Annotated in this window: 18 protein-coding genes; 12 read left to right on the forward strand and 6 right to left on the reverse strand. The window is 41.6% G+C overall.

Annotated elements, in window-relative coordinates:
- The first annotated feature begins 5 nt into the window (after positions 1 to 5).
- From L8106_RS31440 to L8106_RS13110, 3 genes are all read left to right on the forward strand, one after another.
- Entirely contained in the window at positions 6 to 602 is a 597-nt protein-coding gene (locus L8106_RS31440; protein ID WP_009784797.1) for a hypothetical protein, read from the forward strand.
- Between the two features lie 245 nt (positions 603 to 847).
- On the forward strand, positions 848 to 1,879 hold the full coding sequence (locus L8106_RS13105; protein WP_009784798.1) for a C39 family peptidase: 1,032 nt from the start codon (positions 848 to 850) through the stop codon (positions 1,877 to 1,879).
- Between the two features lie 407 nt (positions 1,880 to 2,286).
- Entirely contained in the window at positions 2,287 to 2,724 is a 438-nt protein-coding gene (locus L8106_RS13110; RefSeq protein ID WP_039896228.1) for a DUF4079 domain-containing protein, read from the forward strand.
- Between the two features lie 45 nt (positions 2,725 to 2,769).
- On the opposite strand, the gene L8106_RS13115 is transcribed toward L8106_RS13110, so the two are convergent.
- A complete protein-coding gene (locus L8106_RS13115; RefSeq protein ID WP_009784800.1) occupies positions 2,770 to 2,985 on the reverse strand; it encodes a hypothetical protein in 216 nt (71 codons plus the stop codon).
- Positions 2,986 to 3,415: 430 nt separating this feature from the next.
- Here L8106_RS13115 and L8106_RS13120 point away from each other — a divergent pair, with 430 nt between their 5' ends.
- The 5 genes from L8106_RS13120 (at position 3,416) to L8106_RS13140 (ending at position 8,678) form a co-directional block, all read left to right on the forward strand.
- The gene (locus L8106_RS13120; RefSeq protein WP_039896231.1) at positions 3,416 to 4,537 is read left to right on the forward strand and encodes a site-2 protease family protein; all 1,122 of its coding nucleotides are present in this window, start codon (positions 3,416 to 3,418) and stop codon (positions 4,535 to 4,537) included.
- A 267-nt stretch (positions 4,538 to 4,804) separates the two neighbouring features.
- Positions 4,805 to 5,908 (forward strand): magnesium chelatase ATPase subunit I, encoded by a 1,104-nt coding sequence (gene bchI, locus L8106_RS13125; RefSeq protein ID WP_009784802.1) that lies wholly within the window; start codon positions 4,805 to 4,807, stop codon positions 5,906 to 5,908.
- A gap of 57 nt (positions 5,909 to 5,965) precedes the next feature.
- Entirely contained in the window at positions 5,966 to 6,472 is a 507-nt protein-coding gene (gene ruvC / locus L8106_RS13130; RefSeq protein WP_009784803.1) for a crossover junction endodeoxyribonuclease RuvC, read from the forward strand.
- Between the two features lie 28 nt (positions 6,473 to 6,500).
- Positions 6,501 to 6,881 (forward strand): hypothetical protein, encoded by a 381-nt coding sequence (locus L8106_RS13135; protein WP_009784804.1) that lies wholly within the window; start codon positions 6,501 to 6,503, stop codon positions 6,879 to 6,881.
- A 186-nt stretch (positions 6,882 to 7,067) separates the two neighbouring features.
- Positions 7,068 to 8,678: a polysaccharide deacetylase family protein gene (locus L8106_RS13140; protein WP_009784805.1), complete on the forward strand. Its 1,611-nt coding sequence runs from the start codon at positions 7,068 to 7,070 to the stop codon at positions 8,676 to 8,678.
- Here the strand turns inward: L8106_RS13140 and L8106_RS29595 are convergent.
- The 4 genes from L8106_RS29595 to L8106_RS13160 form a co-directional block, all read right to left on the reverse strand.
- A complete protein-coding gene (locus tag L8106_RS29595) occupies positions 8,656 to 10,200 on the reverse strand; it encodes a pentapeptide repeat-containing protein (RefSeq protein ID WP_009784806.1) in 1,545 nt (514 codons plus the stop codon). The two genes, L8106_RS13140 and L8106_RS29595, sit on opposite strands and share 23 nt — an antisense overlap.
- Positions 10,201 to 10,273: 73 nt before the next feature.
- Entirely contained in the window at positions 10,274 to 11,050 is a 777-nt protein-coding gene (locus tag L8106_RS13150; RefSeq protein ID WP_009784807.1) for a hypothetical protein, read from the reverse strand.
- A gap of 358 nt (positions 11,051 to 11,408) precedes the next feature.
- Positions 11,409 to 17,561 carry a hypothetical protein gene (locus L8106_RS33635; protein ID WP_009784808.1) on the reverse strand — a complete coding sequence of 2,051 codons (6,153 nt, stop codon included), beginning with the start codon at positions 17,559 to 17,561 and terminating at the stop codon, positions 11,409 to 11,411.
- A gap of 794 nt (positions 17,562 to 18,355) precedes the next feature.
- Positions 18,356 to 19,024, reverse strand: a complete 669-nt coding sequence (locus L8106_RS13160; RefSeq protein ID WP_009784809.1) for a response regulator transcription factor — start codon at positions 19,022 to 19,024, stop codon at positions 18,356 to 18,358.
- A 648-nt stretch (positions 19,025 to 19,672) separates the two neighbouring features.
- On the opposite strand from L8106_RS13160, the gene L8106_RS13165 reads away from it, so the two are divergent.
- From L8106_RS13165 to clpX, 4 genes are all read left to right on the forward strand, one after another.
- A complete protein-coding gene (locus tag L8106_RS13165) occupies positions 19,673 to 20,692 on the forward strand; it encodes a daunorubicin resistance protein DrrA family ABC transporter ATP-binding protein (RefSeq protein ID WP_009784810.1) in 1,020 nt (339 codons plus the stop codon).
- 223 nt (positions 20,693 to 20,915) lie between these two features.
- Positions 20,916 to 21,800 (forward strand): ABC transporter permease, encoded by an 885-nt coding sequence (locus tag L8106_RS13170; RefSeq protein ID WP_009784811.1) that lies wholly within the window; start codon positions 20,916 to 20,918, stop codon positions 21,798 to 21,800.
- A 109-nt stretch (positions 21,801 to 21,909) separates the two neighbouring features.
- A complete protein-coding gene (locus tag L8106_RS13175; protein WP_009784812.1) occupies positions 21,910 to 22,278 on the forward strand; it encodes a hypothetical protein in 369 nt (122 codons plus the stop codon).
- A 304-nt stretch (positions 22,279 to 22,582) separates the two neighbouring features.
- Entirely contained in the window at positions 22,583 to 23,932 is a 1,350-nt protein-coding gene (gene clpX, locus L8106_RS13185) for an ATP-dependent protease ATP-binding subunit ClpX (RefSeq protein WP_009784814.1), read from the forward strand.
- A 64-nt stretch (positions 23,933 to 23,996) separates the two neighbouring features.
- Here the strand turns inward: clpX and L8106_RS13190 are convergent, their stop codons facing one another.
- Positions 23,997 to 26,021 carry a tetratricopeptide repeat protein gene (locus L8106_RS13190; RefSeq protein ID WP_156803666.1) on the reverse strand — a complete coding sequence of 675 codons (2,025 nt, stop codon included), beginning with the start codon at positions 26,019 to 26,021 and terminating at the stop codon, positions 23,997 to 23,999.
- Between the last annotated feature and the right edge of the window lie 222 nt (positions 26,022 to 26,243).

Raw genomic sequence — 26,243 nt, forward strand, 5'->3', positions numbered from 1 at the left:
GAATTATGAGTATCTATTTCAGTGCCGCGACAATTCTTAGTGCAGCCCTAATTGCACTCAATCCCATTGACCTCTCTAGTGATTCGACCTTCGAGATTTCTCAAACCTTTTCCCCCTGTCAATCTGGTAAATTTTCTCAGCAATATCAAAAGGGTGAATATGGAAAGATGCCTGGAAATCACAGGGGTGAATCTGGAAATATGCCCGGAAACCACAGGGGTGAATATGGAAAGATGCCTGGAAATCACAGGGGTGGATATGGACAACACCAAGGCATGATATTTAACTCCAATCAGCTAGAAACCGTCACAGGAAAGGTACTTCAAGTTGATCGGTGGACGAACGGAGAATGGGAGAAAGGAGGTGTTCATGTCGTCTTACAAACGGACAATGAAACGATGGATTTACATTTAGGCCCATCGTGGTATATTGACAATCAAGATATTAGACTCGAGCCGAACGATCAGATTCAAGTCACAGGAATTAGAGTGACTTCCGGCGATGGACGAGGGATGATGGTGGTCAGTGAAGTCAGTAAAGGCAATCAAGTCATCACTCTCAGAGATGAAGTCGGTTTCCCGACTTGGATGAGGGGAAGATAATGTTGATGTGAGTTGGGATAGAATAGTTGAAGACTTTTAGACAGTTGGCGAATCGAGTTCAACTGTCTGTTATTGTATTAAGTTTTGATTCTAACTGAATGAAGCAATGTTAAGGTCGGGCGAATGGGCAGACAATTGCAGATTAGAAGTTTTTAGAATCCTTAAAAAATTGATAACGCTAAAGCCTAACTTCAAGGATATAATGACCGAAAAAGCAAACGACTCTCAAGATATTTCCATTCAATATGAAACTACAGGATCTTGTAGGAACAGATCAGCGCTATGATGTGAAAGCGATCGCCGCAGATGAGGAATTAACTCGTCAAATTCAGACGCTGGTGATTAACCTGGGTTTACTGAACCCACCTGCTGATGGTAAGTTTGGCTCGTTATCAACCGCAGCATTACACCGATTTCAAATCTTGATGGACTGCGGCGAACCGGGATATTTAGGGACAAATACAGCAAAACTATTAATTGAAACCAAGCCAGAAGACTTACCCAGTCCGGCTTTGGTTATAAAAATTACTAAAGAAACAATTCTCAAACTTAGACCCGTTCAATCTAGTGAACTCAGTGAATCTGAAAAGCAGGGAATTAAAGAAAATGAGTCTTTTTCTCTGATTGCTTTTGAACCCATTCGCAGTCACGTCAGAGTTGCATTTCGGGGCGAAACTTTTCAAGACAAATCTATTTGGTATGTCTTTGAAAAACACGCCGAAATTTACGAAGGAAGTAAGCTTGTTTTTCCGAAAATTTTACCAAAACGAGTCCGATTAGAGAACTTTCCCTACAAACCTCAAACGGATAACTTTTTCAACCCCACAGGCGCTTGTAACGTCACTTCTATGGCGATGTGTTTAACGTATTATAATGCTCCTCGTCGCAAAGGCTACGGACAGTTTGAAGATGAACTGTATGAATATGCGATTAAAAGAGGCTACAGTCGATGGAGTCCCTATGATTTGGCAAAAATTGTTAGAGATTATGGCTGTCAAGATTATTTCACCGAAAAAGGAGATATGGATGATTTAAAAGATTGGTTAGCTGAAGGAAAACCCTGTGTAATTCACGGATATTTTACCGCCTTTGGTCATATCATGCCTGTCGTGGGCTATGATGATTATGGGTTAATTGTTCATGATCCTTATGGTGAATGGTTTTCGAGTGGATACCGAACCGATTTAAGTGGTGCTTATTTACGTTATTCCTATGGTTTAATTCGACGCACTTGTATGCCAGATGGTAATTTTTGGGTACATTTTATTTCTAAATAAAGCTGAACTAACAAGAGGTTTAAACGCTGCTTTTGTGAACCTTAGAGTGAACTAAACCTCTTTAATAGAACTCCCCTAATAAATCGATCACTCTCTATGGATTAATCAAAGCTAAAATTTTTCTCATAAACTTTTTATCGAAATTTAACGCACTTGATTAAAATCTAAGCCATTCTAGTAATCAAGTAGAGTGGTTTAATTGATCATGTTTAGTCTCAATTCAGCACCCCCAACCTCACACACTGTTCACCCTCAAACTCAGGTTACTCCATTTTCTGATCAATTCTTCTGGCGAAAGATCCTTTGTTACACGGGTAATGCTATCTTTGTAGTCATCGCCCTAGCGACTCTTGATTGGTTGTATAACGCAACGCCCGTATCGCTGAAGTTGGATTTAGGAACTTCTAATGAACCTTCCGTCTTTTCTGTGGCTATGGAAGATAGCTGCTTGGTCAATGGGATTTTCGCTGTTTGCTTACCTGATGCTCGCCGTCACAGGTAGTTGGATGTTTTATACTCGTAATGTGAAAAAACCTCGCCCTCCAGGATTACGAACCGCTCATTATGTGATTGGTGGTACAATGGTTGCGTTGATTTTACTCCTGTTGGCAATTGGTTTGATTGGCACCCTCGGTCACTATGGGAGTCTAGGTCATTCAGCCCACTTGCCTGCGGGATTAACAGTCGTGAGTTTAGTTTTCGTTTCAGCGTGGAGTGCAACTCAGATTCATCCTTCACGACCTTGGGCGCGATCACTTCATATTAGTACCAATATTGTACTTTTCTTCGCCTTTGCTGTTGTTTCTCTAAGCGGTTGGACTGTCGTACAGAAATATTTACCATAAGATAGAGTTCAAAAATCTAACCCTACCTTATAGTAAGACTAGAGATTAGTTGATCACAGATAATTCATCCACAACCTGAATTCGTCCTCTCATAACAGCCCGCAGTAAACGATCAACAGATTTTCGCTCATCTTCACTGAGGGTATCGTCTAAGATAGCAGCCATTAATCCGTATCGGTCAGCTTGAGTTAAATAATTGTTATTTCCGACAGATGCAACCATGGCGTAAACTGCTCCGGGAAGAAGATTAATTAAGGGCATAGGTCTAAATTGAACTTTTATATTACCCTTAATTATCTCCTATCTTGGTGATTAGATCTGTGACAAATTGAATTACGTTTTGTTGACAGCACTAGAAAAACCTAGTGACTTGTTGCTTCATAAACCTGTGATATCTATCACAATAGTAATTATACCACCTTCTCCCGGTCTAAGCATAAAAACCTTTGCCAGCCTCTTTCCGGTCAGCGAAGACAGAGCGTAATCGCCCTCTAAATCTGAGTTCTGAGATGAAATAGCAACTACAATCGAAAAAATAAATAGATGAATCTTGCGAAAACCGTACCTGAATAGACGGTACATACGAAAAATGAGAGATTGCGTAAAACGTTTACATTTCGTTACGATAGATGCAGAGATAAAATTAAGGAAATAAACCGTTTACACAAGCTGAATTCAAAGGACATATTTAATGAATAACTCTATACGAGTCGGTAACTTATTCGGTATTCCGTTCTATGTCAACGCTTCCTGGTTCATCGTACTGGGATTAATGACATTAAGCTACGGAACCAACTTATCATCGGAATTTCCCACCTTGGGCGCCATCAATTCTACAGTCCTCGGTTTAGTCGCCGCTTTGCTGCTATTTGCATCAGTATTAGCGCACGAACTCGGACATAGTTTTGTCGCCATCAAACAAGGAATCAACGTTAAATCAATCACCCTATTTCTGTTTGGGGGACTCGCAAGTTTAGATAAAGAAGCCAAAACCCCCGGTGGTGCCTTTTGGATTGCGATCGCAGGCCCTGCGGTAAGTATTGCCCTATTTTTACTGTTAACCGGAATTGGAACTAGCATCGCGACAAGCGGGCCATTAGGGGCGATGGTGGGTTTACTCGCCTATATTAACCTGGCGCTGGCTCTATTTAACCTGATTCCTGGCTTACCTCTCGATGGCGGAAACGTACTCAAAGCCTTCGTTTGGAAAATTACCGGAAATCAGTATACTGGAGTAATCTGGGCGAGTCGAGTCGGTCAAGCATTAGGTTGGACTGCGATCGCATTAGGATTTCTACCGACCTTATTATCCGGTCAATTCCCCAACTTTTGGACAATCTTAATCGGTTGGTTCCTATTACAAAATGCGGGTGTTTTGGCCCAAGATGCTACATTACGCAGCAAACTGTCTGAGTTTACCGCAGAAGATGCCCTCACCAACGAGACTCCGATCATTTCTGAGGAATTATCTTTGCGTGAGTTAGCTAATGAATATATCATCGGAAAAGCTCAAGCCAAACGGTTCTTTATTGTTAACGAAGAAGGCGAATTGTTGGGTCAATTTGAAGTCGATAGCATGAGAGCAATTCCCACATCTCAGTGGCCGACAACTTCAGTGAAAGAACTGATGCAACCCGTTGAACTGTCTAACACGATAGAAGCCGAACGTTCATTACTCGATGTTGTCACCTTATTTGAAAAAGAACAAATTAATGAATTAGCGGTAATGCGAAATGGAATGTTAGTCGGGTTAATTGAAAAAGCTTCAATTCGCAAAGTGTTACAACGCAGCGCCCAAGCCAAACCCGCATAATTCGACATCAGTTTAACGAAGCAGCCTTTCTTTGAGGAAGCGGGTGAAAGTCCGTAAAGTCTGAGAAAGGTTGATTTTTTATGTCTATGTTGGAGTTGGCGATGATTCAACCAATTATGCCCGATGAGAGCGATCACTTCTGCATCACAGGCAACGATCAGATCGTTTTCCGTAAGATACTGGCTAACCCGTTGAATAGATAAATCTGCCCTTACAAAAATATGAGACAATATAAAACGGTACATCGGAATAGAGAATTGAAAAACTGTGAGTTCAACCGTCGTCACGACTGAAAATGCAAAATCAACAGCTAGCCTAGCCCGTCGTGCTGTTTTCCCCTTCACCGCAATTGTCGGTCAGGAAGAAATGAAACTGGCGTTGCTGCTGAATGTGATTGACCCCAAAATCGGTGGTGTGATGATCATGGGCGATCGCGGAACGGGCAAATCGACCACTATTCGGGCTTTAGCTGACTTATTACCCGAAATAGAGATCGTTGCAGATGACCCCTTCAACAGTCATCCAGATGACCCAGAATTGATGAGTGATGAAGTCCGTCAGCGAGTCTTCGATCAACAATCGGTTCCCGTCGCACGCAAAAAAGTCTCGATGGTTGATTTACCATTAGGGGCGACTGAAGATCGTGTCTGTGGCACCATTGACATTGAAAAAGCCCTAGCTGAAGGGGTGAAAGCGTTTGAACCGGGCTTGCTTGCCAAGGCTAATCGCGGTATCCTCTACGTTGATGAGGTGAACTTGTTAGATGATCACCTTGTTGATGTGTTGCTCGACTCTGCGGCTAGTGGTTGGAATACCGTTGAACGAGAAGGAATCTCTATCCGTCACCCCGCCCGGTTTGTGTTAGTAGGTTCAGGTAACCCCGAAGAAGGAGAACTACGCCCTCAACTGTTAGACCGTTTTGGAATGCACGCCGAAATTCGCACTGTTAAAGAACCGAATTTGCGGGTTAAAATTGTTGAACAACGTACTGCTTTTGACGGCGCTCCTAAAGAATTTCTCGCTCAGTATCTCAGCGATCAAGAAAAACTACAACAGACGATTATTGAGGCTCAACAAAGACTCTCTTCTGTCGAAATTAGCTATGACTTTCGCGTGAATATTTCTCAAGTTTGTTCAGAACTTGATGTTGATGGTTTGCGAGGTGATATTGTCACCAACCGCGCCGCTAAAGCCTTAACTTCTTTGGAAGGTCGCACAGAGGTAACAGTCGAAGATATTGGTCGGGTGATTACCCTTTGCTTGCGTCATCGTCTGCGGAAAGATCCGTTAGAATCAATTGATTCAGGATACAAAGTGCAGAAAGTTTTCCGTCAAGTCTTTGGTTTACCCGAACCCGAGGACGGCAATTAATTGAAAAGGTTTAAGGGTTAGAAATTGGAACTTTAAACCTTGAAAAAATCCTAACCCATGCAAAGACGTATTATTGGATTTGATCCTGGACTCGCAACTTTGGGCTTTGGTGTGATTCATTGTCAAAATAAAAGGGAACGGGGTGGCTATCCCGTTTCTTTAATTGATTTTGGAGTGATTAAAACACCTGCCCATCAAGAAATGGGAAAGCGTCTTTGTACAATTTATGAGGATTTACACACCTTAATTGAACAGTTTAAGCCCGATTTAGCGGTTGCTGAAAAACTGTTTTTTTATCGGATGGGAAATACTATTTCCCTCGCTCAAGCCCGAGGAATTTTAATGTTAGTTTTAGCCCAGGAAAAAATTCCTCTAGTTGAGTTTTCCCCGCCTCAAGTTAAACAAGCGTTAACCGGATATGGTAACGCCAATAAAGTTGAGGTACAAAATGCAGTCGCCCGGGAATTGGACTTAGATAAAATTCCCAAACCTGATGATGCAGCCGATGCTTTAGCAGTTGCTTTAACGGCTTGGTTTGATGATGAAATCGTTCCCAAGCAATAAAGTAGAAAAAAATATCAATTTAGGATAGATGGTTATTTTAACGTCTCAAGAAATTGCTCAATTTCGTTCGCAACTTTCTGAATATCCCCAAGCATTAGAAGCGTTGGATACCATAGAAGACTGTGAAGGAGATATCGAAGATGCGGCTATTTCCATTGCAATTCAAGTTGGACAAATGCCCACAACTTCCGATAATTGGCTGGCGGGTGTGGCGAAACGGTATCGGGTAACAATTTGTGATCAAGAATATCGTGACGAACTGTTGCAAGGTAATATTAGTAAAATGGTCGGACATTTAATCGAACAAAATACTTGTCCACAACTGTTAATCACTCCTGTGGTCATTTATGCTATCAAAACAGGGATTAATCAATTCTGTGAACCCTTAGAATACAAGCTGTCCTCTTAAATGATGAACCGATCACAAAATTAACCCAAAATTAACCTCAACCTCTTGACATAAACTCAGTTAATCACCTAAAATACCCATCAAAGTTAATGCTGAAATACAAAGCGTTAACCCTTTTTTAATGTCAAAATTAAGAGACTTTTGAAATAGAATGGGTGTTCAAAGTATTTTTTTAAGGGGTGTAATGTGCTAATTCGATTAAAGTTCAACTTCAAATTATGGCATCAGGGCTTAATTTACTGCGGTTTATTACTTTCACTTTCCGCCTGCACAACCCCATCAACGGTTTCTCCTCAACAAACAGAAACCCTAACAAAAACTCCTAATAAAATTGTTGAAGTTCCCCCAACTTTTGAAGCTAAACTTGTTAACGACAAAGGTAAATATTATTGTTCAGATGGTCAAACTGCCTTCGGGCCAGTCACCCAAAAAATGATCGAAAAATGTCTAGACTGGGGAGGCGGAAGCGCTTGTAATCAGACTCACTGGTCGGAAACACTCTTTCTCAAAGCCTACGGAAATGGACGATGCCCAGATGGTTCTCGTCTCAACTCCATTACAAATTACTGTGTAGAAGGTCAAAATGCAATCGGCCCTTTTCCTCAACAATTAGTAACAGCTTGTAGCAACGCAGACGGCGGAAACTCTTGTAAATCTCAGCGTTGGAATACTCGTTTATTATATAATCTTTTACGAAACGAAGAATTAATTAAAGCACCGGAAACGCCACCCCAATTTGTTTTGTTAGCCTTTGATGGTTCGAGTTCTTTAGAGGCTTGGAACAAGTCGCGAAACTTTGCCAAAACCTTAGAACAAAAAGGCATCAATTTACGTTTTACTTATTTTATTAGCGCGGTTTATTTTGTCAGCAATGAGAACCGTAAACTCTACAATGCCCCTGCTGGAAAAGGTCTAGGACGTTCAGCCATTGGTTGGGGCGGTTCACCAGATGACATTCAAAAACGACTCGAACAGGTAAATTTAGCCTATCAAGAAGGACATGAAATTGCTTCTCATGCAGTCGGTCATTTTAACGGTAATAACTGGAGTGAAGCCGACTGGAAAAAAGAGTTTGAATACTTTGATAAATTCATTTTTGACGCTTATAAAATCAACGGTTTAACAGGTCGTCTCGCCTTTGACCGCAATGCAATTGAAGGGTTTCGCGCCCCCGAACTCGGAACCAGTCCTGGTTTATTTCGTACCTTAGAAAAGCAAGGATTTCGGTATGATACAAGTCGCAGCAATCAACCCAATTATTGGCCACAAAAACAAAATGGGGTTTGGAATTTTCCGTTAGCCAGTATCACGACAGCTTTAACAAAAAAGAGTGTATTGTCAATGGACTACAACTTTTATTATCTTCACTCCAAAGCCAAATCTAACTCAAGCCAAGCCAAACGTTATGAGGAGGATACCTTCAAAACCTATATGAACTATTTTGAGAATAACTATAAAGGAAATCGCGCCCCTTTACACATCGGACATCACTTTTCAGCTTGGAATAATGGTGCCTATTGGAATGCTTTATTTAGGTTTGCAGAAGCCGTTTGTGGTCAACCGGATGTGCAATGTGTGACTTATCGCGAACTGGCTGACTTTATGGATATGTTAACACCGACTCAAATTGCAGCTTATCAGAAAGGCAGTTTTCCGAAAGTTATCGCGGATAAAAATTCTCAAACAAACTCCGTAGAAGTAGAAGAAATCAAACCCGAACTCTGTCAAGTTTCAGAGCAAATCGGAACACAGAAATTAACTCCAATATCAAGCCTTAATAATGGGTTTTTAGATTAAGCTGTTGGCGAAAATCCTCACTATATTCAGCCTCCCAGTAATTTTGAGCAGCTTGTATTTGCCGGGGGTTGATAATTTCTATATCGCTGAGATTGGCGTGTTTGAGGTTGGCGTTTTGAAAGTTGGCGTTTTTGAGATTAACCCCTCGTAAATTTGCCCCTTTTAGGTCAGCATCTTGAAAATTTGCATCTTGAAAATCCGTGTTAAATAGGTTATCAAGGCTATAAAAATCTACTCTAATTAAAACAGCTTGATAAAATTGAGTCTGATTTAAACAAGTGTCACACAAACTAGCATCAGTTAAATTAGCATTGCTTAAGTTAGCATCGGTTAAATTCGCCGCTTGTAAATTCGCACGTTCTAAGTTAACCCTTTGAAGTTTAGCGTCTTGAAGTTTTGCTTCTCGTAGGTTCGCTCTGATTAAATTAGCGTCTTTTAAATTCGCACCTTGTAGGATAGCTTGTTGTAAATTCGCTTGTTGTAAATTCGCACCCTGTAAGTTAACTTCTCGTAAATTTGCCCGAGTTAAATTCGCCCCTTTTAAGTTCGCTTCTCGCAGATTTTTAACCTCTCGTAAATGGTTTGTTCTGACTAAATAAGCTTGACTTAAATTTGTTCCTTTTAACGTCGCCCCTCGTAATTCTGCGCCCATCAAATCCGCTTGTTCTAAGTTTGCATCCGCGAGATTAGATTCGCTGAGATTAACCTCAGATAAAATCGCCTGTTTGAGATTAGCCCCCCGTAAATTAACGCCTTGAAAATCCACACCAGAAAGGTTAGCTTGTGCAAATTTCGCTTTTCGCACAGAATAGGCTTGTTTGAGATGGCTTTCTTGTAAGTTAGTCCCTTGAAAGTCTGTACATTTGAGGTTTGCACCGCCTAAGTTAGCACCCGCGAGGTTCGCCCCCTGAAAGTTAGTTTCGTGGAGATTTGCGCCTTGGAGGTCAGCGCCTTGCAAATTGGCTCCACTCAGGTTAGCATGACTAAGACTAGCGCCTTGTAAGTTCGCACCTTCTAAGTTGGCTTCAACTAAATTGGCGCCAGATAGATTAATTTCTTTGAGGTAAGCTTGAGAAATATCGAGTCCATCGAGAGAAACACCTTCATTATTGAGGTCTTGCAGAGCTTTCAGTCGCGCTCGACTAGCGAAAACTCCCGAAGTGGCGGTACTGTCAACAACCTGCCATGCTTCATAAATAGCCCGTTTTCGGCGTTTACGACTTTCGAGTAAATATAAAGCCGCAACAGTGGAAATACTGAAGCTTTCTACATGGTCAACAGTAATCAGAGAAAGAACTTCCTGAGTAATACAGTGTAAAGCCGTGTCTTGTACCTGACAAATCGTTTCACCTGCAACCCAGTTTTCAACCCGGTTCACAAACAGCAGACCAATATAAGCAATCACCAACGCCAGGTAAATCCGAAACCACAGACATTTATCAAAAGAGCGAAATAACGGTGATCGGGCTTGAATATTTTTCCACTGATACCACTTTACACGTTTGGGTCGCTTCAAAGTCATAACTTGATTTTCCCGCCTCAAAAGAAGTCACGAGTTGACGACAACCCGTGCTTCATCAAATCTTAATGTATTCTTACCATAAACCGCGAACAGGTGTACCATTAGGCGGTTCAGAAGGTTGAGGCGGTTGAGGTTTGGGCGGTTGAGGTTGAGGCGGTTGAGGAGGTTCACTTCCTACAGCAACACAATTTTGATACAGCCGTTTACAAATTTCATCTATTTTATCCTGATCGGGTAACGGATTTTGATACCCTCGAAATAACGGCCCGGTGATAATGGCTTCGTATTCTTCTTTGGTGAGTTGTTCAATCGTAATATCAGCGAGCGCTAAACCTTGGGTTAACCTTGCAACTCTCTGTCCGGCTGAAATCACTAAGGCGTTGGGGTCGTCGGGGTTGTCTTGGAGAGCGAGTTGAATTTGTCCTTCTAAAACATTTATTGTACCAATTCCGTCTTCATCGGCGCTCATCAAATAAATCGTTCCTTGGACACCGACAGCAAACCCCGACAGACAACCATTAGCCGGGCCAGAAGCCACTAAAGCCCCTTGCTGGACTTCAATACACTGACCCACAACAATCGAAGAATTTTCGGTCATTCGTCCCGACGCGCCTGTATTAAAGTCAAGTTGCGCCCGGGCTTGTTCCGTGCGGACTTCTTCACCTAAAGCCGCATCATCACTTTCTTGGGCGACTTGGTTCTCGATAAAAACTTCGTTGTTATCTCCGAGAATTTCTGTTACAATTGCTAAATCAATTTGTGCGATCGCTGGAATAGCCGTAAGCGCAATTGTAAATGCGACTCCTAAACTACTAAAACCAGATTTTATTTGTTTGAGTGAACTTCTCATCTTCTCTCTCCTTTCTTTATAAATGGTTAACTCATCGGTCGATGAACTTTTCAACGGAAAGGTTAGTATTTCGGGATAGTTTATCTCCTTAAGTGATAAATTCAAACATTCTCGGACAATAGAAATTTTATTCTATAGTTTAGGACTTCAGACAGAATTGTCATTAGTGAGTTTAGCACGCGAATTTTTAAGACGCGCAGGTTTGACTTAGAGTGAGAGGATAACGGATAACAGATAACTGTAAAATGAGGTGTCAAGTCAGAAGACCGAACACCTCATTGATTTTAAACGAGTTGTGACGAGAGGGGTTTTCTCACCTCCCCAGTAGAACTAGGAAGGTCGAGAAAGGGGTTAGCCGTTAAACAATTCCTTCAGAAGAATTAGTAGTTGTCGCACCAACTAAACCGAAGGAAACTTGATACTCAAAGGCTTGATAGAAGTTGATTTGAGTCACTTCTTGAACCCCGTAGAATTGAGTCAACTCTGAAGCATTTGTGCTGATAAAGTTATCCAATTCTAACTCAGGATTTTCAGCCAAGAATTCATCGCTATAGGGGTCAATACCCTCTTCTAAACCTGCACCGAAACCAAACTCAACAACCTGACGGTTAGTAATTTCATCGAGAGGCTTACCGTAGAAATTGGTCAGCTTATCACCATTGTTTTCGATGTATTCATCAATGTCGTAGGAATCATCAGTTTCAACTCCATCTTCGAGGAATTGACCCTGCATTCCACCGATTAACTCATCATCTTCAACCTCACCACTTTCATCAGTATCAAGTTCTGCTTTGTTTTCCTCAATTAACGCAGCATTTTCTTGTTTGAACCACTCCGTATCTAACAGAGAAGAAGTGCTGACACCTTGCGTTTCGGTGTAGTTGAAAGCCGCTTCGTAGTTGAAAGAATAAACCTGTTCAACCCGGTAGTTTTCAACCAGTTCTTCACCTAAACCGCGATAGTAATCGACGTTAACAAACTCTTGAACATCCAGTCCGATTTCAGAAGCCGTTTCGAGGATAAAGCCCTTGACCACTGAAACATCAAGTTCGGCAACTTGTTCAACAGAAATATCGAAGTGTTCAGCGATTTCTGACTGATATTCTCCGATAAATCCGTGAACATCAACCGCAGACAATTCTAAGTTATTCGCCAAGCCGTAAGTTGAAGCGTGTTCAACAATTTGGCTTTCGCTGAGTTCATTAACCGAGACACCGTAATTGGTTTCTAAAACGCTCTTTTGAGTGGATTTGTAGAACTCGACATCGACTTCTTCTTCCGCTACAAACTTGCTGTACAAACCACCGACAACCATCTCAGAAGGAAGTTCTGCAACTTGTTCAACCGCTATTTCAAACCGTTCAGCGAGTTCATGTTTAAATTCTTCTTTCAGGTAGTCTTCATCCACACAGTCAAGCGGGTTGATTCCGTTTTTCCATCCCTTACCGAACATGAACTTGATTAAGTCCTTATCGGGGATAGAGGCGATATCACCATCTCCGTCTTCCATGTCGTCGGTGTCATCCATATTGTCACCTACGTCATCATCGGAATCATCATCCATTTCGGAGTCATCATCCATTTCGGAGTCATCATCCATTTCATCGGAGTCATCATCCATTTCAGAGTCATCATCCATTTCAGAGTCATCATCCATTTCAGAATCATCATCCATTTCAGAATCATCATCCATTTCAGAGTCATCATCCATTTCAGAATCATCATCCATTTCGTGATAGAATTCGGCGATTTGTTCAGCGTTCTCTTTACGGTATTTGTCGAGGTCGATAGCGCTGTATTGTACCTTCTCAACTTCAAGGATTTCTTTGAAGTCGCGACTGAAGCCAATATCAATCACCTGTTTAACATCGAGTTGAGAGATGTCAGTGACTTCAATTTCCAAGTCTGCGAACAATTGAGTTTGTTGTTCAACAGTTAACTGCGAAATTTGATATTTCAGGTAGTGAACATCGAGGTTAGCGAAAGTTTCATCCAAACCATCGAGAATGTCCGCATCCGTCAGAGGAGTCACTTCACCGCGCAGAACATTGTCTTCTGAGACTTCGGTGAATTCAGCAAGTTCGGTTGTCTGAGTTTGACGAATATATTCGTAGTCAATTTCAGACTGAACCAGTTTGAGTTCGACGCTTTCAAATCCTTCACTTCCGGAGAGTTGAACCAGTTGTTGAGCAGTCAATTCATCAACAGTGGTAACTTCAACTTCGAGGATGGTATTAATTTGTTCGAGGGTAACGGTTCCTGCTTCAACTAAACCACTCAGTTGGAACTCAACATACTGTTCATCAACTTCAACTGATTTAGCGACAGTCTCAACATCGAGTTGTTTGATGTATTCTAGAACATCCGCATCGGTGAAGGAAGCTTCTTCTGTTCCGTCATCGGTAGTTCCGTCATCGGTAGTTCCGTCATCGGTAGTTCCGTCATCGGTAGTTCCGTCATCGGTAGTTCCGTCATCGGTAGTTCCGTCATCGGTAGTTCCGTCGTCAGTGGTTCCATCATCAGTTGGAGGTTCAACAGTATCATCACCTTCATCACCGACAGCAGTATCATCACCTTCGTCTCCGACTACATCATCGCCTTCGCTATTTTCCGCAACGAACGTTTCAATGTCGGTTGCGAAAGTTGTGCTGAAGTATTCAATAACTTGTGCTTCGGTGATTTCAGCATCCGCTTCTAAGCTAAGAGCGGTAATAATATCTTCACCGTAGACAGAGACAACAAACTCTAAGTTAAACTCGGTCGGTACCGGTTCAATTGTTGTTTCTTCACCCAGAATTCCCTCGAACTCACTATCAGCAATTAACTGAGCAACTTGTTCGTCAGTCAGGCTATCAATATCCTCGACAGTCGTTAACTCAACGTCTAGAATTTCTGCAACACTGCTGAGATTTTCTTCAGTGATAACCTGAGTCAGTTGATAGCGAACGAAGTCATAATTAACGTCTTGTTCTCCATGTTCAACACTGACAACATTCGACTGAGTAAACCATTCTGTTGCTAATTCATCAGTGACTTCAGCTTCAGTAACTTCCGCATATTCAGCGATAGCAGTAACATTTGTTTCCGCCAAGAAGTCGAGAATTTCACTGTCAGAAACCATCACCACTTCTTCACCTGTAATAGCGGCGATGTCAACATCGAGTGCTTCCGCAATCGCAGCAGCGTAAGTGGCTTTAACGTATTCGAGGTCAACCAATCCTTCTAAGCTAAATTGTTCGCTGTGTTCAACTGCAAACTTGAAGATTTGATGAGAGGAAAGTTCAGAGATATCATCGACATCCTTGTAGAACTTTTTCAGTTCTTTTTCGAGGTCTTCACCAAATTTACCTTTGAATTCTTTGCTATCGAACCAGTTTAACTGACTGACATCAACGGCGCCTTCTTGTTCGTAGAGGTATTGAACAATTTGCAGTTTGCTAACTTCGGTAATAGACTCGACATTAAAGGTGGCTTGAACATCGCCTTCAAAGGTGTGACGGAAGTAGTCATAGTCAATATCTTGAGACAAACCACCGACTACAAAATCAATGACAACCTTGGCATCAAGTGTGCTAACTTCGGTGACTTCAATGTTGTAGAAAGCCGCGATTTTTTCAGCGAACTCTTGGCGGTAAACTTCGACTGTTTCTTCTTCGATGTAAGTTGAAAGGTCAATTCCTTGTTCCAAGCCAACCGTAACCATGTACTTGTAGACTTGTTCGGAACTGATTAAACCAACGTTGCTAACTTCAAAGAAACTGGTCAGTGCTGAAGCATTTTCCGTGCGATAAACTTCAATTTGGAATGCAGAGAGTTGTTGTTCGGGTTCAAAGTTATCAGCCAAGAAGTATTTTTTGAGGTCTTCGAGAGTTAGGTCTTTTTCTTTCTTACCAATAGACTCTGCAAAATCTTTCAGTTCATCTTTAAATTGCTTGCGAACCCATTTTTCATCGATGAAGGGATGCTTTCCACCGAAGACAAATTCCAAGGTTTCATCAACGGTAACATCTGTACCGAATTGAACTTCTAAAGCTTCTTTGTAGACATCTTTGAGGTATTCAACATCAACAACTTGTTTCAAGATTCCAAGTTTTAAACCTTCGCCTTTTAAGAAGGCTTTGAGTTGACCATCAGTTAAGTCATCAAGGTCTTTAACTCCACCTTTGAAGAAGTCTTTGACATCTTTCTCAAATTCTTTGAATTCTTTCTTAAATTCTTTCCGCAGTTTCTTGAAGTCAATTTCAGAACTGCTTAACTCTTGGTCAAGAACAAAGAACTTAATTTGAGAAACTTCTAAGCTGCTGACTGCCTCGATTTCAACACTGTAGAATTGAGCGAGTTGTTCCGCATATTTAACCTTGCAGTAGTCAACATCAACCTCAATTTCTAAGTTGGCACTATCGAGAATATTTTCATCACTGAGTTCGCTGGTATTCTCAACATCAACTTCTTCGCGAATCTTGTCGCCGTATTGTTTCTTGATGAATTTGAAGTCTAAGAAAGCAGAAGTATTTTTACCTTCTTTAATTCCTTTTTCTTCGAGATATTCAAGAATTTGTTCAGGAGTTGCATTTTCTCCCAGTTCTTCAGTTAGTTCTTCACCATGAATGGCTTTGAGATAATCAAAGTTAACTTTCGGGGAAGGACTCTTACCTTTACCGACAACTTCGTCTTGAACGAACTTGATTAAATCGCCTAACTTCAGTCCTTCAACAGATTCAACGGAGAAGAAATCTTTGAGTTCAGCGTCAAATTCCTTCAACAGTTTATCAACATCAAAGAACTTAGAAAGTTTGACTCCTTTCAGGTCAGCCAAGTCTTTTGTGACTAACAAGTCTTGTAGTTCTGCGTTGCTAATTTCGCTGTCGATACCGAGTTGTTCAAGCAGGTTAGCGTTACCTTTAACAACTTTGACATCTAGATAAACGTTAGATGGGGGTTCTACATCATCGGGAGTTTCACCCTCATCGGGAGTTTCACCCTCATCGGGAGTTTCACCGTTATCGGGAGTTTCACCGTTATCGGGAGTTTCACCGTTATCGGGAGTTTCACCATTATCGGGAGTTTCACCATTATCGGGAGTTTCACCCTCATCGGGAACATTCACATCATCGGGAACATTCACATCAGGAACTTCTCCCACAATATCGTCGCCACCTTCACTACCCACGTCGGAGTCGTCGCTATTATCTCCTGCGATTACATCACCATCGTCGGTATTATCATCGTCTTGATTGTCGTCTTGATTGTCGTCTTGATTGTCGTCTTGATTGTCGTCTTGATTGTCGTCTTGGTCGTCGCTACCATCATCAACGTTATCATCACCACCATCAACAGGAATATCGTTACCGTCGGTGTTATCATCGCCTGTCGCAATTAAGTTGAAGTTGCTAACAATAGACTCAACTAATTGTTCGATATCTAACTCAGCGAGGGTGGAAATTCCGAGAACTTCTAGAACTTTAGAAACTGAGAATGAGAAGCTAAATTCACGATTTTCAAGGCGTCCAAACTGTAACCAGTGGTCAACGGCTGTAATTTGACCCGACTGAACAAAATCAACGAGTTCTTGGTTCAGTTGTAGGTATTCGCTAACTTTAAAGAAGTTGCTAAATTCCCGTCTTTCTTTTTTACCAAACTTATTAAAATGCTTAAACAGACTGAATTGACCACCTTGAACAAAGGATTCTAAATCAGAGTTCAAGCTGAGGTATTCACTCGGTTTAAAGAAGTCACCGCATTCGCGTTGTTCGTATTGTCCAAATTTGAGGAAGTGACGGAAACCACTTACAAATTTACCTTGACCTTGGAAGACGTTATCGATGTCAGTGTTCTTTTCTAGGTATTTCTTGACACTAAATAAGCTGTTAAACTCCCGTCCCTCTTCTAAACCAAATTCGAGGAAGTGTGAGAGTAAACTCTGACGACTGACAACTTGAGAGACATCAACGTTTTTCTCGGCGTATTCGGTGATATTAAAAGAGTAACTAAATTCCCGACCTTCAAATTTACCAAACTCCATGAAGTGGGCTTTCGCATCCAGTTGACCTGCTTCTACTAGGGTCTTGATGTCGGAGTTGAATTCTAGGTAAGCGTCTACATCAAATAATTCGTCTAGGATATCATCTGTTGCTTCTGTATCATCCATTTCAACTCCGGTTTGTACCCCTTCTTCGGGAAGTTCAGAAATGGGGCCTGCGCCGTCTCCAATTCCGCCATCAGGTTCAACGGGGATGGGGGTCATGTCGTCCATGTTGTCCATGTTGTCCATGTTGTCCATGTCGTCTGAGGTGACATCTACAGGTTCGTCCATGTCTTCCATGTCTTCCATGTCGTCCATGTCTTCTATGTCATCCATGTTGTCCATGTTGTCCATGTCTTCCATGTCATCATCTCCCGTTACCACATCAACAGACTCAACGGTTTCTGTGGGGATGGTTTGGGTTTCTTCGTTTACAGGAAGGCCTGTTAAAGGGTCTAAAATCAAGTCGTCCATAATTAAGTCGTCCATAGCTAGAATCCTCTACTTAAATTGCAAAAACTTTACTGAAAAAAATCTGTAGATTAGTGACTGAAAGGGATTTACTTCTCCCCTCTCAACTTCAGTCAGACTATAAGGGTTTGTTGGGTTAATAAAGACTCAGAGTTTAGTTTTTATTGTCTGAGTTGCAAGCATAAATTTGTTGCCTCCTTTCTGCTTTAAGTTGTAAGCTCTCATCTTTTATAATTTCATCTGAGGTCTCACACCGAACTTTTTGTTCTCTACCCTGATTCTAATAAACACTTTTAAGATCTCTATGAGGGTCAGATGAGAAGTTTTTTATGATTCCTATTCAACCCATACACTCAATTGTTACATCTGGAATGAATAGTGGCATCCGTTAAAATACTGAACTTTTAAATCGATAAGAAAAAGGCTTGCAATGACGTTTTAACAGGGATTTTAGCCTTAAAACCTAAGTGATAGTTAGAATTAACTAGGGGAATTTACGTAATTATACTGAGGTCTGCAAGTGATAATTGTGTCATCCAAAATTTGTGCAATACGAAAATAAGTCACTCCTGTTTATATTGAAATTTATGAGTAGGAATGACTTGAAAAGAAAAGTTGATGAATTGTAAAGTTTCTTGTAAAAAGAAGCAAAAAAACTACAGCATTAATCGAGCTTCAGTCTCTATCTTTCGATAGATTTCAGAAGATTGTTAGGGTCACAAGTTTTAGCGAATCTGATCCGAATCCTGAAGTCAGAACCCTTCTATCGGAGACGTAATTTTTAAAGTTAGGTTCCTCAATATTCTTTGATCTTAGGGGCAAAGGCGATAACCCATTCCTCTAACGGTTTCAATGCGATTCCCGCCCAATTTTTTCCGTAAATATCCAACATAAACATCAACAATATTCGATCCGGGATCGTAATCATAACCCCAAACGCGATCAAGGAGTTGTTCTCGACTCATCACTTGTTCAGGATGACGCATCAACGTTTCCAGAAGCTGAAATTCTTTAGCTGACAGTTTGATGGGACAATCAGCGACTTGGGCTTGACGAGTATACAAGTCTAGCAAAATATCCCCTGCGGTTAATACCCGTTCCTCTTTAACAGGTGAGAGAGTCTGATGACGTAAGCGGGCGCGTACTCTCGCTAACAACTCCGCAAAGCGAAAGGGCTTAGTGACATAATCATCGGCGCCTTCTTCCAAACCTGCAACCTTATCTTCGATATCATCACGAGCGGTTAAGATAATGATGGGTACTTTCTCTCCCTGGCCCCGTAACTGTTTCAAGATTTGAAAGCCATCCTGATGAGGAAGATTTAAATCCAGGATAAGCAAGTCAAATTGACTTCCCAATGCTTTTTGTAAAGCATCAAGGCCATCATTGGCGACTGTAATAGTAAAGCCGTTGGCTTTTAGCCCTTTCTCTAAAAAGGCAGCGATACGAGGTTCATCTTCAGCGATCAAAATCCGGCTCATTAGACAGAACTTCCTTCAGGAGAATGATTTCAAAATAATTGATCAAAACAAATGCTGTCTGTGAAATCCTCAAGATGCAGCCCTGTTTGTTTGAATCGCTCTGAATCAAAATCTATATTCTGTGACAGTTTACCTTTTGTTCTCAGCATCTTGAGCAGTAACCTCAACTCTAAAGTGAACGGATGCAGCTTCTCTTTGTTTTTTATCGGTAGATGCTTTGTCTGCCTTGGGGTTCACACCCTATGGGGTCTATCGATTCCATCATAACTCTCATTCGGACTTGTGAGATCAATGATTCACCAAAGAAAATGAAATGAGTCCCGACGGATACCAGATATAGCACTACGCAAATTGGTTAGGACATTTCTAAATTCTGAAACCCTTTCATAGTCTGCTGTTCCCTGTTCCCTGTTCCCTATTCCCTAGCGCGTAGCGCCATACATAGACACAATTCCCCTGACTCTTAGCTTGCCCAATCACCTCGCTAAAATATCAACTCTTGTAGTTATACGACTCAGAAATTAATTTTTCTCAACGAATAGTCGGTTTTCCTTACCTGATGTCTGCCGTTGAACCCCTCCGGGTTGTGTTGAATCTCTTAAAATATCAAGTGATGTCAACAAAGGCAGTCCCCAATAGAAGCGCAAAATGACACCTGCCATCTTAATTGAAAAACTGCAAAAACGTTATGGTTCTGTAGAGGCCGTCAAAGAAGTCTCTATGGAGGTCAAACCGGGGGAAATCTTCGGTTTACTCGGCCCCAACGGTGCGGGTAAAACCACGACTCTACGGGCCTTGTGTACGTTAATCACTCCGGATTCGGGTCGTCTGGAAGTCTCAGGGGTGAATGTGGTCGAAAAGCCCCGACAAGCCAGACAACGCCTGGGTTATGTGTCTCAAGAAGTCGCCTTAGACAAGGTGCTAACGGGTCGTGAACACCTACAACTGCAAGCGGCATTGTACCATCTGCCTCGGCCAATGATTAAAGATCGCATTGCCAAAGCGATCAATTTATTGGGTTTAGCAGAATGGGCCGACCAAAAAAGCGGTACCTATTCCGGCGGTATTCGCAAACGTCTCGACTTGGCGGCCGGCCTTCTCCATCAACCGGATGTGTTGGTTTTAGATGAACCAACGGTAGGCTTGGATATCGAAAGCCGAGTAGCGGTTTGGGATTTTCTGCGTCAGTTGCGTCAAGCGGGAACAACTGTGTTGATTACCAGCCACTATTTAGAAGAAGTAGACGCTTTGGCTGATCGCGTGGCAATTATTGATCAAGGGGTTGTGATTGCCACAGGAACTCCTTCTCAACTCAAAGATCAAGTTGGAGGCGATCGCATTACCCTCAGAATTCGGGAGTTTTCGCCGTGGGAGGAAGCCGAAAAAGCAAAATCTCTCCTCGAATCTTTACCGTTTGTGACTGAAGCCATTATTAATACCGCCCAAGGGAATTCTCTGAACTTGGTTGTTCAACCTCAAAGTGATGCGTTGTTATCAGTACAACAGGCGTTAAAAGATGCGGACTTACCGACGTTTGGGATCGCCCAATCTCGACCCAGTTTGGATGATGTTTATCTAGCGGCGACGGGTCGAACCCTGATGGATGCGGAACTAGCGGGGGTGGCCTTACGTGACCCTAAAGCGGAGAAAAAACAGAATATGCGTTAAAGTTAGGCAACAGGCAACAGGGAACAGGCAACAGCGGTGCGACTAGGCGCGATGTTCCATCCGCTCTGCGTAAAGCGCACCAAGAGAGGCAACAGGCAAGAGGTAATTCTAAACTTCTGAACTCCTGAACCCCCAACATTGAAGGCATTGGTTTTTAGAGAGAATTAATCGATTAAACGTCTTGCTGAAATTTGTAAAAAAGTTGTAACGAGATCTTGTAAATATGACGGGTACAACCACTTCCAATTCATCTAATCTGAGTTTATCTCCGAGTCAACGGGAAACGATTCAACCGAATCCCGTCGGAGAATTTCTCCAAGAAACTCTGGCGTTAACTCGTCGGTTGTTTATTCAACTTCAGCGTCGTCCGTCAACTCTGGTGGCGGGTGTGATTCAGCCGTTGATGTGGTTGATTTTGTTTGGGGCGTTATTTCAAAATGCACCGAAAGGTTTATTTGGAGAAAGCCAAAATTATGCTCAATTTCTCGGTGCAGGAGTCATTGTGTTTACGGCTTTTGCAGGGGCTTTAAATGCTGGATTACCTGTGATGTTTGACCGGGAATTTGGCTTTTTGAACCGTTTATTGGTGGCGCCACTCACGACTCGCTTTTCTATTGTGATTGCTTCTGCAATCTTTATTATCACCATGAGTTTTATCCAAACCGGAGCCATTATAGGCGCTGGTGCGTTTCTGGGGGCAGGACTTCCGGGCATTCCTGAGTTGGGTTTGATTGCGTTGATGTTGTTTCTGTTGGTTTTGGGTGTAACGGGTTTAAGTCTGGGTTTGGCGTTTGCGTTACCGGGACACGTTGAATTAATTGCGGTGATTTTTGTCACGAACTTACCGTTATTATTCGCAAGTACCGCTTTGGCACCGCTTTCGTTTATGCCGGGTTGGTTACAAGTTGTGGCATCCTTGAACCCGTTGAGTTATGCGATTGAACCGATTCGTTATTTGTATTTACACGCCGATTGGTCTTTTGGAAGTATCGTGATGCAAGCACCTTTTGCTAATATTTCTTTAGGAGGTGCGATTGGGGTTCTATTTGGCTTTGCGATCGCTGCGTTATTAGTGATTCAACCGCTTCTGCGCCGTCGCTTTGCATAGGTTGAGCTTTTGAGTTGAATTTAATCAAGTTTGTAACCCTCTCTGAACCGGGAGGGTTAAAATATAGTCAATTGGTATATCCTTTGAAATAGCGACTTAGGTAAACGCAATGAAACTCAAAGTCAAATCTGGTGTGGGGATGGCAATGTCAATCCTATCGGCAGTTGGAATCAATGTAACGCTGTTGTCCCAACAGAGTATTGCTCAACAAAACAATCTGAATCCGCTTCAGGATTTTAACAGTCAGAATAATGATAATGGAACGAGTTTGGGGATTGATCAAAGTACCATGTATAACCTGATTCATCGGGCGCAAATGGGAACTTTGGATCTTAATGTGAATTCTGTTCATGATCAACAAAAAGATAATATTCAGGATGCAGCAGCAGAATTTCGCGCCAAGCAACGTCAAAGGTTTGAACAAAATCCTGAAGTGGCGGGAGAGACTTCTTCTGATGGCGAGCAACTCAATCAATAATCTCTCCAAGTGAAGTATCCTCTCAAAAGAAAGAGGAATCTTGGAACTGGGAAAAAATCTATCAACTTCCAGGTAGATTTTCCCGAACCACTCGGCTTTGTAACTGAGCATCTAGATATTAAAAAAAGCTTAGACTTCCTTCTAGTGAGAGGATGTGGGGTGCAGAAAAGCCAAATAAACAGTACACTGAAAGAGTAAGAGGTAATTCACCTCCATAGAATTCCCCCGAATTTGCTCCATTGTTCAAAATTCACATCATTTACAACGGGGAAAGCCACAAGCAACTGTTTACAAAAAGGCAAATATGTCCAGGTATGACTCCCACTTACGCTGCTCTTTTTGCGGCAAGTCCCAAGAGCAGGTTCGCAAGTTAATTGCTGGCCCTGGTGTTTACATCTGTGATGAATGTGTAGAACTCTGTAATGAAATTTTAGAGGAAGAATTTTCAGATCCGACTAAAACTACACTTGGGGATGTCGAATCTAATTATCTTTCTACAGGTTCAGTCCAGACTACTCCTTCATTGCAACACATCCCCAAGCCCACTGATATTAAGCAGTATCTTGATGATCACGTTATTGGTCAGCATGATGCAAAAAAGGTATTATCAGTCGCAGTTTATAATCACTATAAACGTCTGAGCCTCGATAGATCGAGTTTGAGTGGCAATCTCAATCTCGATGATGGCGTAGAACTCCAAAAATCAAATATTATGTTAGTTGGGCCGACGGGTTGTGGTAAAACCCTTCTAGCCCAAACTCTTGCCAAGCAGCTAGATGTTCCGTTTGCGGTGGCTGATGCGACAACGCTCACCGAAGCTGGATATGTTGGGGATGATGTCGAAAATATCTTGCTGAGACTGCTACAAGTGGCAGACTTTGATATTGAAGCGGCTCAACGCGGGATTATTTACATTGATGAAATTGATAAAATTTCCCGTAAAAGCGAAAATACTTCGATTACTCGCGATGTTTCTGGAGAAGGGGTACAGCAAGCACTACTCAAGATTTTAGAAGGAACGATTGTTAATGTTCCCCCTCAAGGTGGACGTAAGCATCCTTACCAAGATTTTATCGAGATTGATACGAGTAAGATTTTATTTATCTGTGGTGGTGCTTTTGTCGGCTTAGAAAAAGTGATTGAACAACGGTTGGGTAAAAAGTCTTTAGGCTTTATTCAATCTTCGGAAACGGCAAATAATGCAGCAGTTAAATCTGTTCAACGTCAAGATGAACTGCTCCAATACGTTGAACCCGATGATCTGGTGAAGTTTGGGTTGATTCCTGAATTTGTTGGCCGAATTCCAGTTGTAACGGTGATTTCACCCCTGGATGAAGAAGCACTGATGCGGATTTTAACAGAACCCCAAAATGCTTTGATTAAGCAGTATAAAAAGCTGCTGAAAATGGATAATGTTAATTTAGAATTTGAACAGGATGCGATGATCGCGATCGCCGCAGAAGCTTATCGCCGCAAAACGGGTGCTAGAGCATTGCGAGGAATTTTGGAAGAATTAATGCTTGATGTGATGTATGAGTTGCCTTCTCGTCAGGATGTGGTTCGGTGTATTATCACTCAGGAAATGGTTGAAAAACGATCAACGGCTGAGGTTTTATGGCATCCAACCTGGCGTAGACAACACGAGTCAGCCTAAGTTTCTTGAGTCTAGGGATGGAAAGTTAAATGGTTTTGTTTTCTTCTATCCCTAATTTTGCTCATTAATTGTTAGAAGCTGATGTTGGGTCTGTGGTTGCTGTTATTTTCACTGAGCGTAACTCTTTTTGAATAGAAATCGCTTTTCCCAAAGACGAAATCGCTTCTTGATAGTTTTTGAGTTTGGAGAGTAATGCCCCTCGAAAACGCCATGCTTCAGCATCATTGGGTTGGAGTTTGATGGCTTGATCATAGGCGGCGATCGCATCGGGATATTGTTCTAGTTTTTCAAATAGGAGTCCTTTATGTCGCCAAGCTTCTGAAGCTTCTGGTTGAATTGTGATCGCTTTTTCGTAAGTTTCTAATGCTTCTGAATATTGCTTAAGTTGTACGAGAACTGAACCTTTACCGAGCCATGCTTCATAACAGTTGGGTTGATGTTCAATCGCATTTTCAAAGGAATCAATTGCTTCTGAGTATCGTCCTAATTGGTGTAATAAAGATGCTCTCATATTCCATAATTCAGGGGAAGTGGGATCGAGTCCAATGGCTTGTTCAAAAGATGCGATCGCCTGTTCGTAGCGTTTCAATTTACACAGTGCAACGGCTCGATTTAACCAAACTTCTCGTTTTCCAGCATCAATAGTAATAGCTCGATCATAAGAGATAATCGCTTCTTCATATCGTTTTAACTTTCCTAAAACATTCCCACGATTATGCCAGGTTTCATATTTATTGGGTTGAATTTCTAATGCTTTGTCATAGGAAGTTAAAGCTTCGTCATAACGCTTAAATTTACGCAGCAATGCTCCTCGATTGTGCCATGCTTCATCATCATTAGGTTGAATCGCTAAAGCATGATCATAGGATTCTAAGGCTTCAGAATATCGCTTCAATTTAACTAAAACATTACCCCGATTATACCAAGCCTCATATTTTTGAGGATGAATTTGTACAACCTTTTCATAAGCCTTTAAAGCTTCATTATAACGATTTAGACGCACCAAAATATTACCTTGATTATACCAAGCCTCCTCTAAGTTAGGATTCATTTTAGCCGCTTTTTCAAAAGAAATTAAAGCTTCTGAATAGCGTTTATCGTTATTTAAAGCTTCTCCTTGCTTGAGGTAATCATCTGCAATCAAGTCGGGAGAAGAATTAAACTGAAAACTCCAATCAAATTCAGAAGGAAAATTAGAGTTTAGTTGATTTCTTTTCGGTAAATTATTATGACTATTATTAGCCCCAGGAAACTGAATTAAATTAGAGTGATCTTTAGACTTAAAATCAGACTTAAGTTTGTGTAAACTTTCAATTAAATTTAACTGTAATTGCTTTAATTCCTCAATCGACGCTTGAGATGCGGAGGCTTCTTGTGTCAGAAAATTAATAGAGTCTTGAGTTACTTTAATTTGTGCTTCTAATTGTTGGGCTTGCTGCTGAGATTGATGACGAGATTGAGCCATTTGTTCTTCTAAGCCATCAACCCGATTTAGACCCCGATTCGCCTCCGTGACCAATTCTCGAATCACCAAACGCCGAACCAACCAAAAAAATGCCATCGTTATGACAGGTGATAATATCCCAATAATCAATAAACTATTAAGCAGCGTAATAGTTCGATTAAAATCAGATTCACTCTCGTCATTAGGACTAATTTTTTGAGCTAAATTTGTATCGGCTAGGGTTAGATTAACCTCGGAAGATAAATTATTTTGATCAGAAAAAGTTTCAACCAATAAAGCCAACCATGTTCGACTCAATACTTGATTCAGCTTTTGTTGATTTGACTGCGAGAATGCGTTGGATGGAGTCAAAGGTTGAATCGCAGAAGCCAGAATTAACCCCTGATCCGATGTAGACTGAGATCTCAACGGAGAAAACTCCTGAATCATGACCATTTCCGGCATACTTACCGATGGTATATGCTGCGATATGAGGTTCTCAATCCAATCACTCTTGCTATCGATAGCAGGAATTATACCCGAAGAACTCGACAACAAACTCTCAGGAATAGAACGAGCCTCGCCTACAGAGTCCTGAGCCACTAAAGCCGCTAAAGTTAAAAATGCTACATTTGATAATTTCATAACGCTCAACTCGCTTGCAAGCTAGGAGTAAATAGCAGACTAAGATTAGCTCGAACTAAAATATAGACTCATCCCCCTTTTCTACCAACAAACGTAGATTAGAGCTAGAGTCATACATACTTTTACGCAGTTCACCTGATTAATCAGGAAATACTCAGTAAAAATTTTTCTGGTTTTTGCAGTTGAGTACGGTAGGTCAAAAAATACAGCAATAATCCTGAA

The sequence above is a fragment of the Lyngbya sp. PCC 8106 genome, from assembly GCF_000169095.1.
Classification (GTDB): Bacteria; Cyanobacteriota; Cyanobacteriia; order Cyanobacteriales; family Microcoleaceae; genus Capilliphycus.

Excerpts from the sequence above, each read along its gene's own strand:
- L8106_RS31440 (WP_009784797.1), top strand. The coding sequence starts at position 6 with ATGAGTATCTATTTCAGTGCCGCGACAATTCTTAGTGCAGCCCTAATT.
- L8106_RS13105 (WP_009784798.1), top strand. The coding sequence starts at position 848 with ATGAAACTACAGGATCTTGTAGGAACAGATCAGCGCTATGATGTGAAA.
- L8106_RS13110 (WP_039896228.1), top strand. The coding sequence starts at position 2,287 with ATGAACCTTCCGTCTTTTCTGTGGCTATGGAAGATAGCTGCTTGGTCA.
- L8106_RS13115 (WP_009784800.1), bottom strand. The coding sequence starts at position 2,985 with ATGCCCTTAATTAATCTTCTTCCCGGAGCAGTTTACGCCATGGTTGCA.
- L8106_RS13120 (WP_039896231.1), top strand. The coding sequence starts at position 3,416 with ATGAATAACTCTATACGAGTCGGTAACTTATTCGGTATTCCGTTCTAT.
- ruvC (WP_009784803.1), top strand. The coding sequence starts at position 5,966 with ATGCAAAGACGTATTATTGGATTTGATCCTGGACTCGCAACTTTGGGC.
- L8106_RS13135 (WP_009784804.1), top strand. The coding sequence starts at position 6,501 with ATGGTTATTTTAACGTCTCAAGAAATTGCTCAATTTCGTTCGCAACTT.
- L8106_RS29595 (WP_009784806.1), bottom strand. The coding sequence starts at position 10,200 with ATGACTTTGAAGCGACCCAAACGTGTAAAGTGGTATCAGTGGAAAAAT.
- L8106_RS13150 (WP_009784807.1), bottom strand. The coding sequence starts at position 11,050 with ATGAGAAGTTCACTCAAACAAATAAAATCTGGTTTTAGTAGTTTAGGA.
- L8106_RS33635 (WP_009784808.1), bottom strand. The coding sequence starts at position 17,561 with ATGGACGACTTAATTATGGACGACTTGATTTTAGACCCTTTAACAGGC.
- L8106_RS13160 (WP_009784809.1), bottom strand. The coding sequence starts at position 19,024 with ATGAGCCGGATTTTGATCGCTGAAGATGAACCTCGTATCGCTGCCTTT.
- L8106_RS13165 (WP_009784810.1), top strand. The coding sequence starts at position 19,673 with ATGACACCTGCCATCTTAATTGAAAAACTGCAAAAACGTTATGGTTCT.
- L8106_RS13170 (WP_009784811.1), top strand. The coding sequence starts at position 20,916 with ATGACGGGTACAACCACTTCCAATTCATCTAATCTGAGTTTATCTCCG.
- L8106_RS13175 (WP_009784812.1), top strand. The coding sequence starts at position 21,910 with ATGAAACTCAAAGTCAAATCTGGTGTGGGGATGGCAATGTCAATCCTA.
- clpX (WP_009784814.1), top strand. The coding sequence starts at position 22,583 with ATGTCCAGGTATGACTCCCACTTACGCTGCTCTTTTTGCGGCAAGTCC.
- L8106_RS13190 (WP_156803666.1), bottom strand. The coding sequence starts at position 26,021 with ATGAAATTATCAAATGTAGCATTTTTAACTTTAGCGGCTTTAGTGGCT.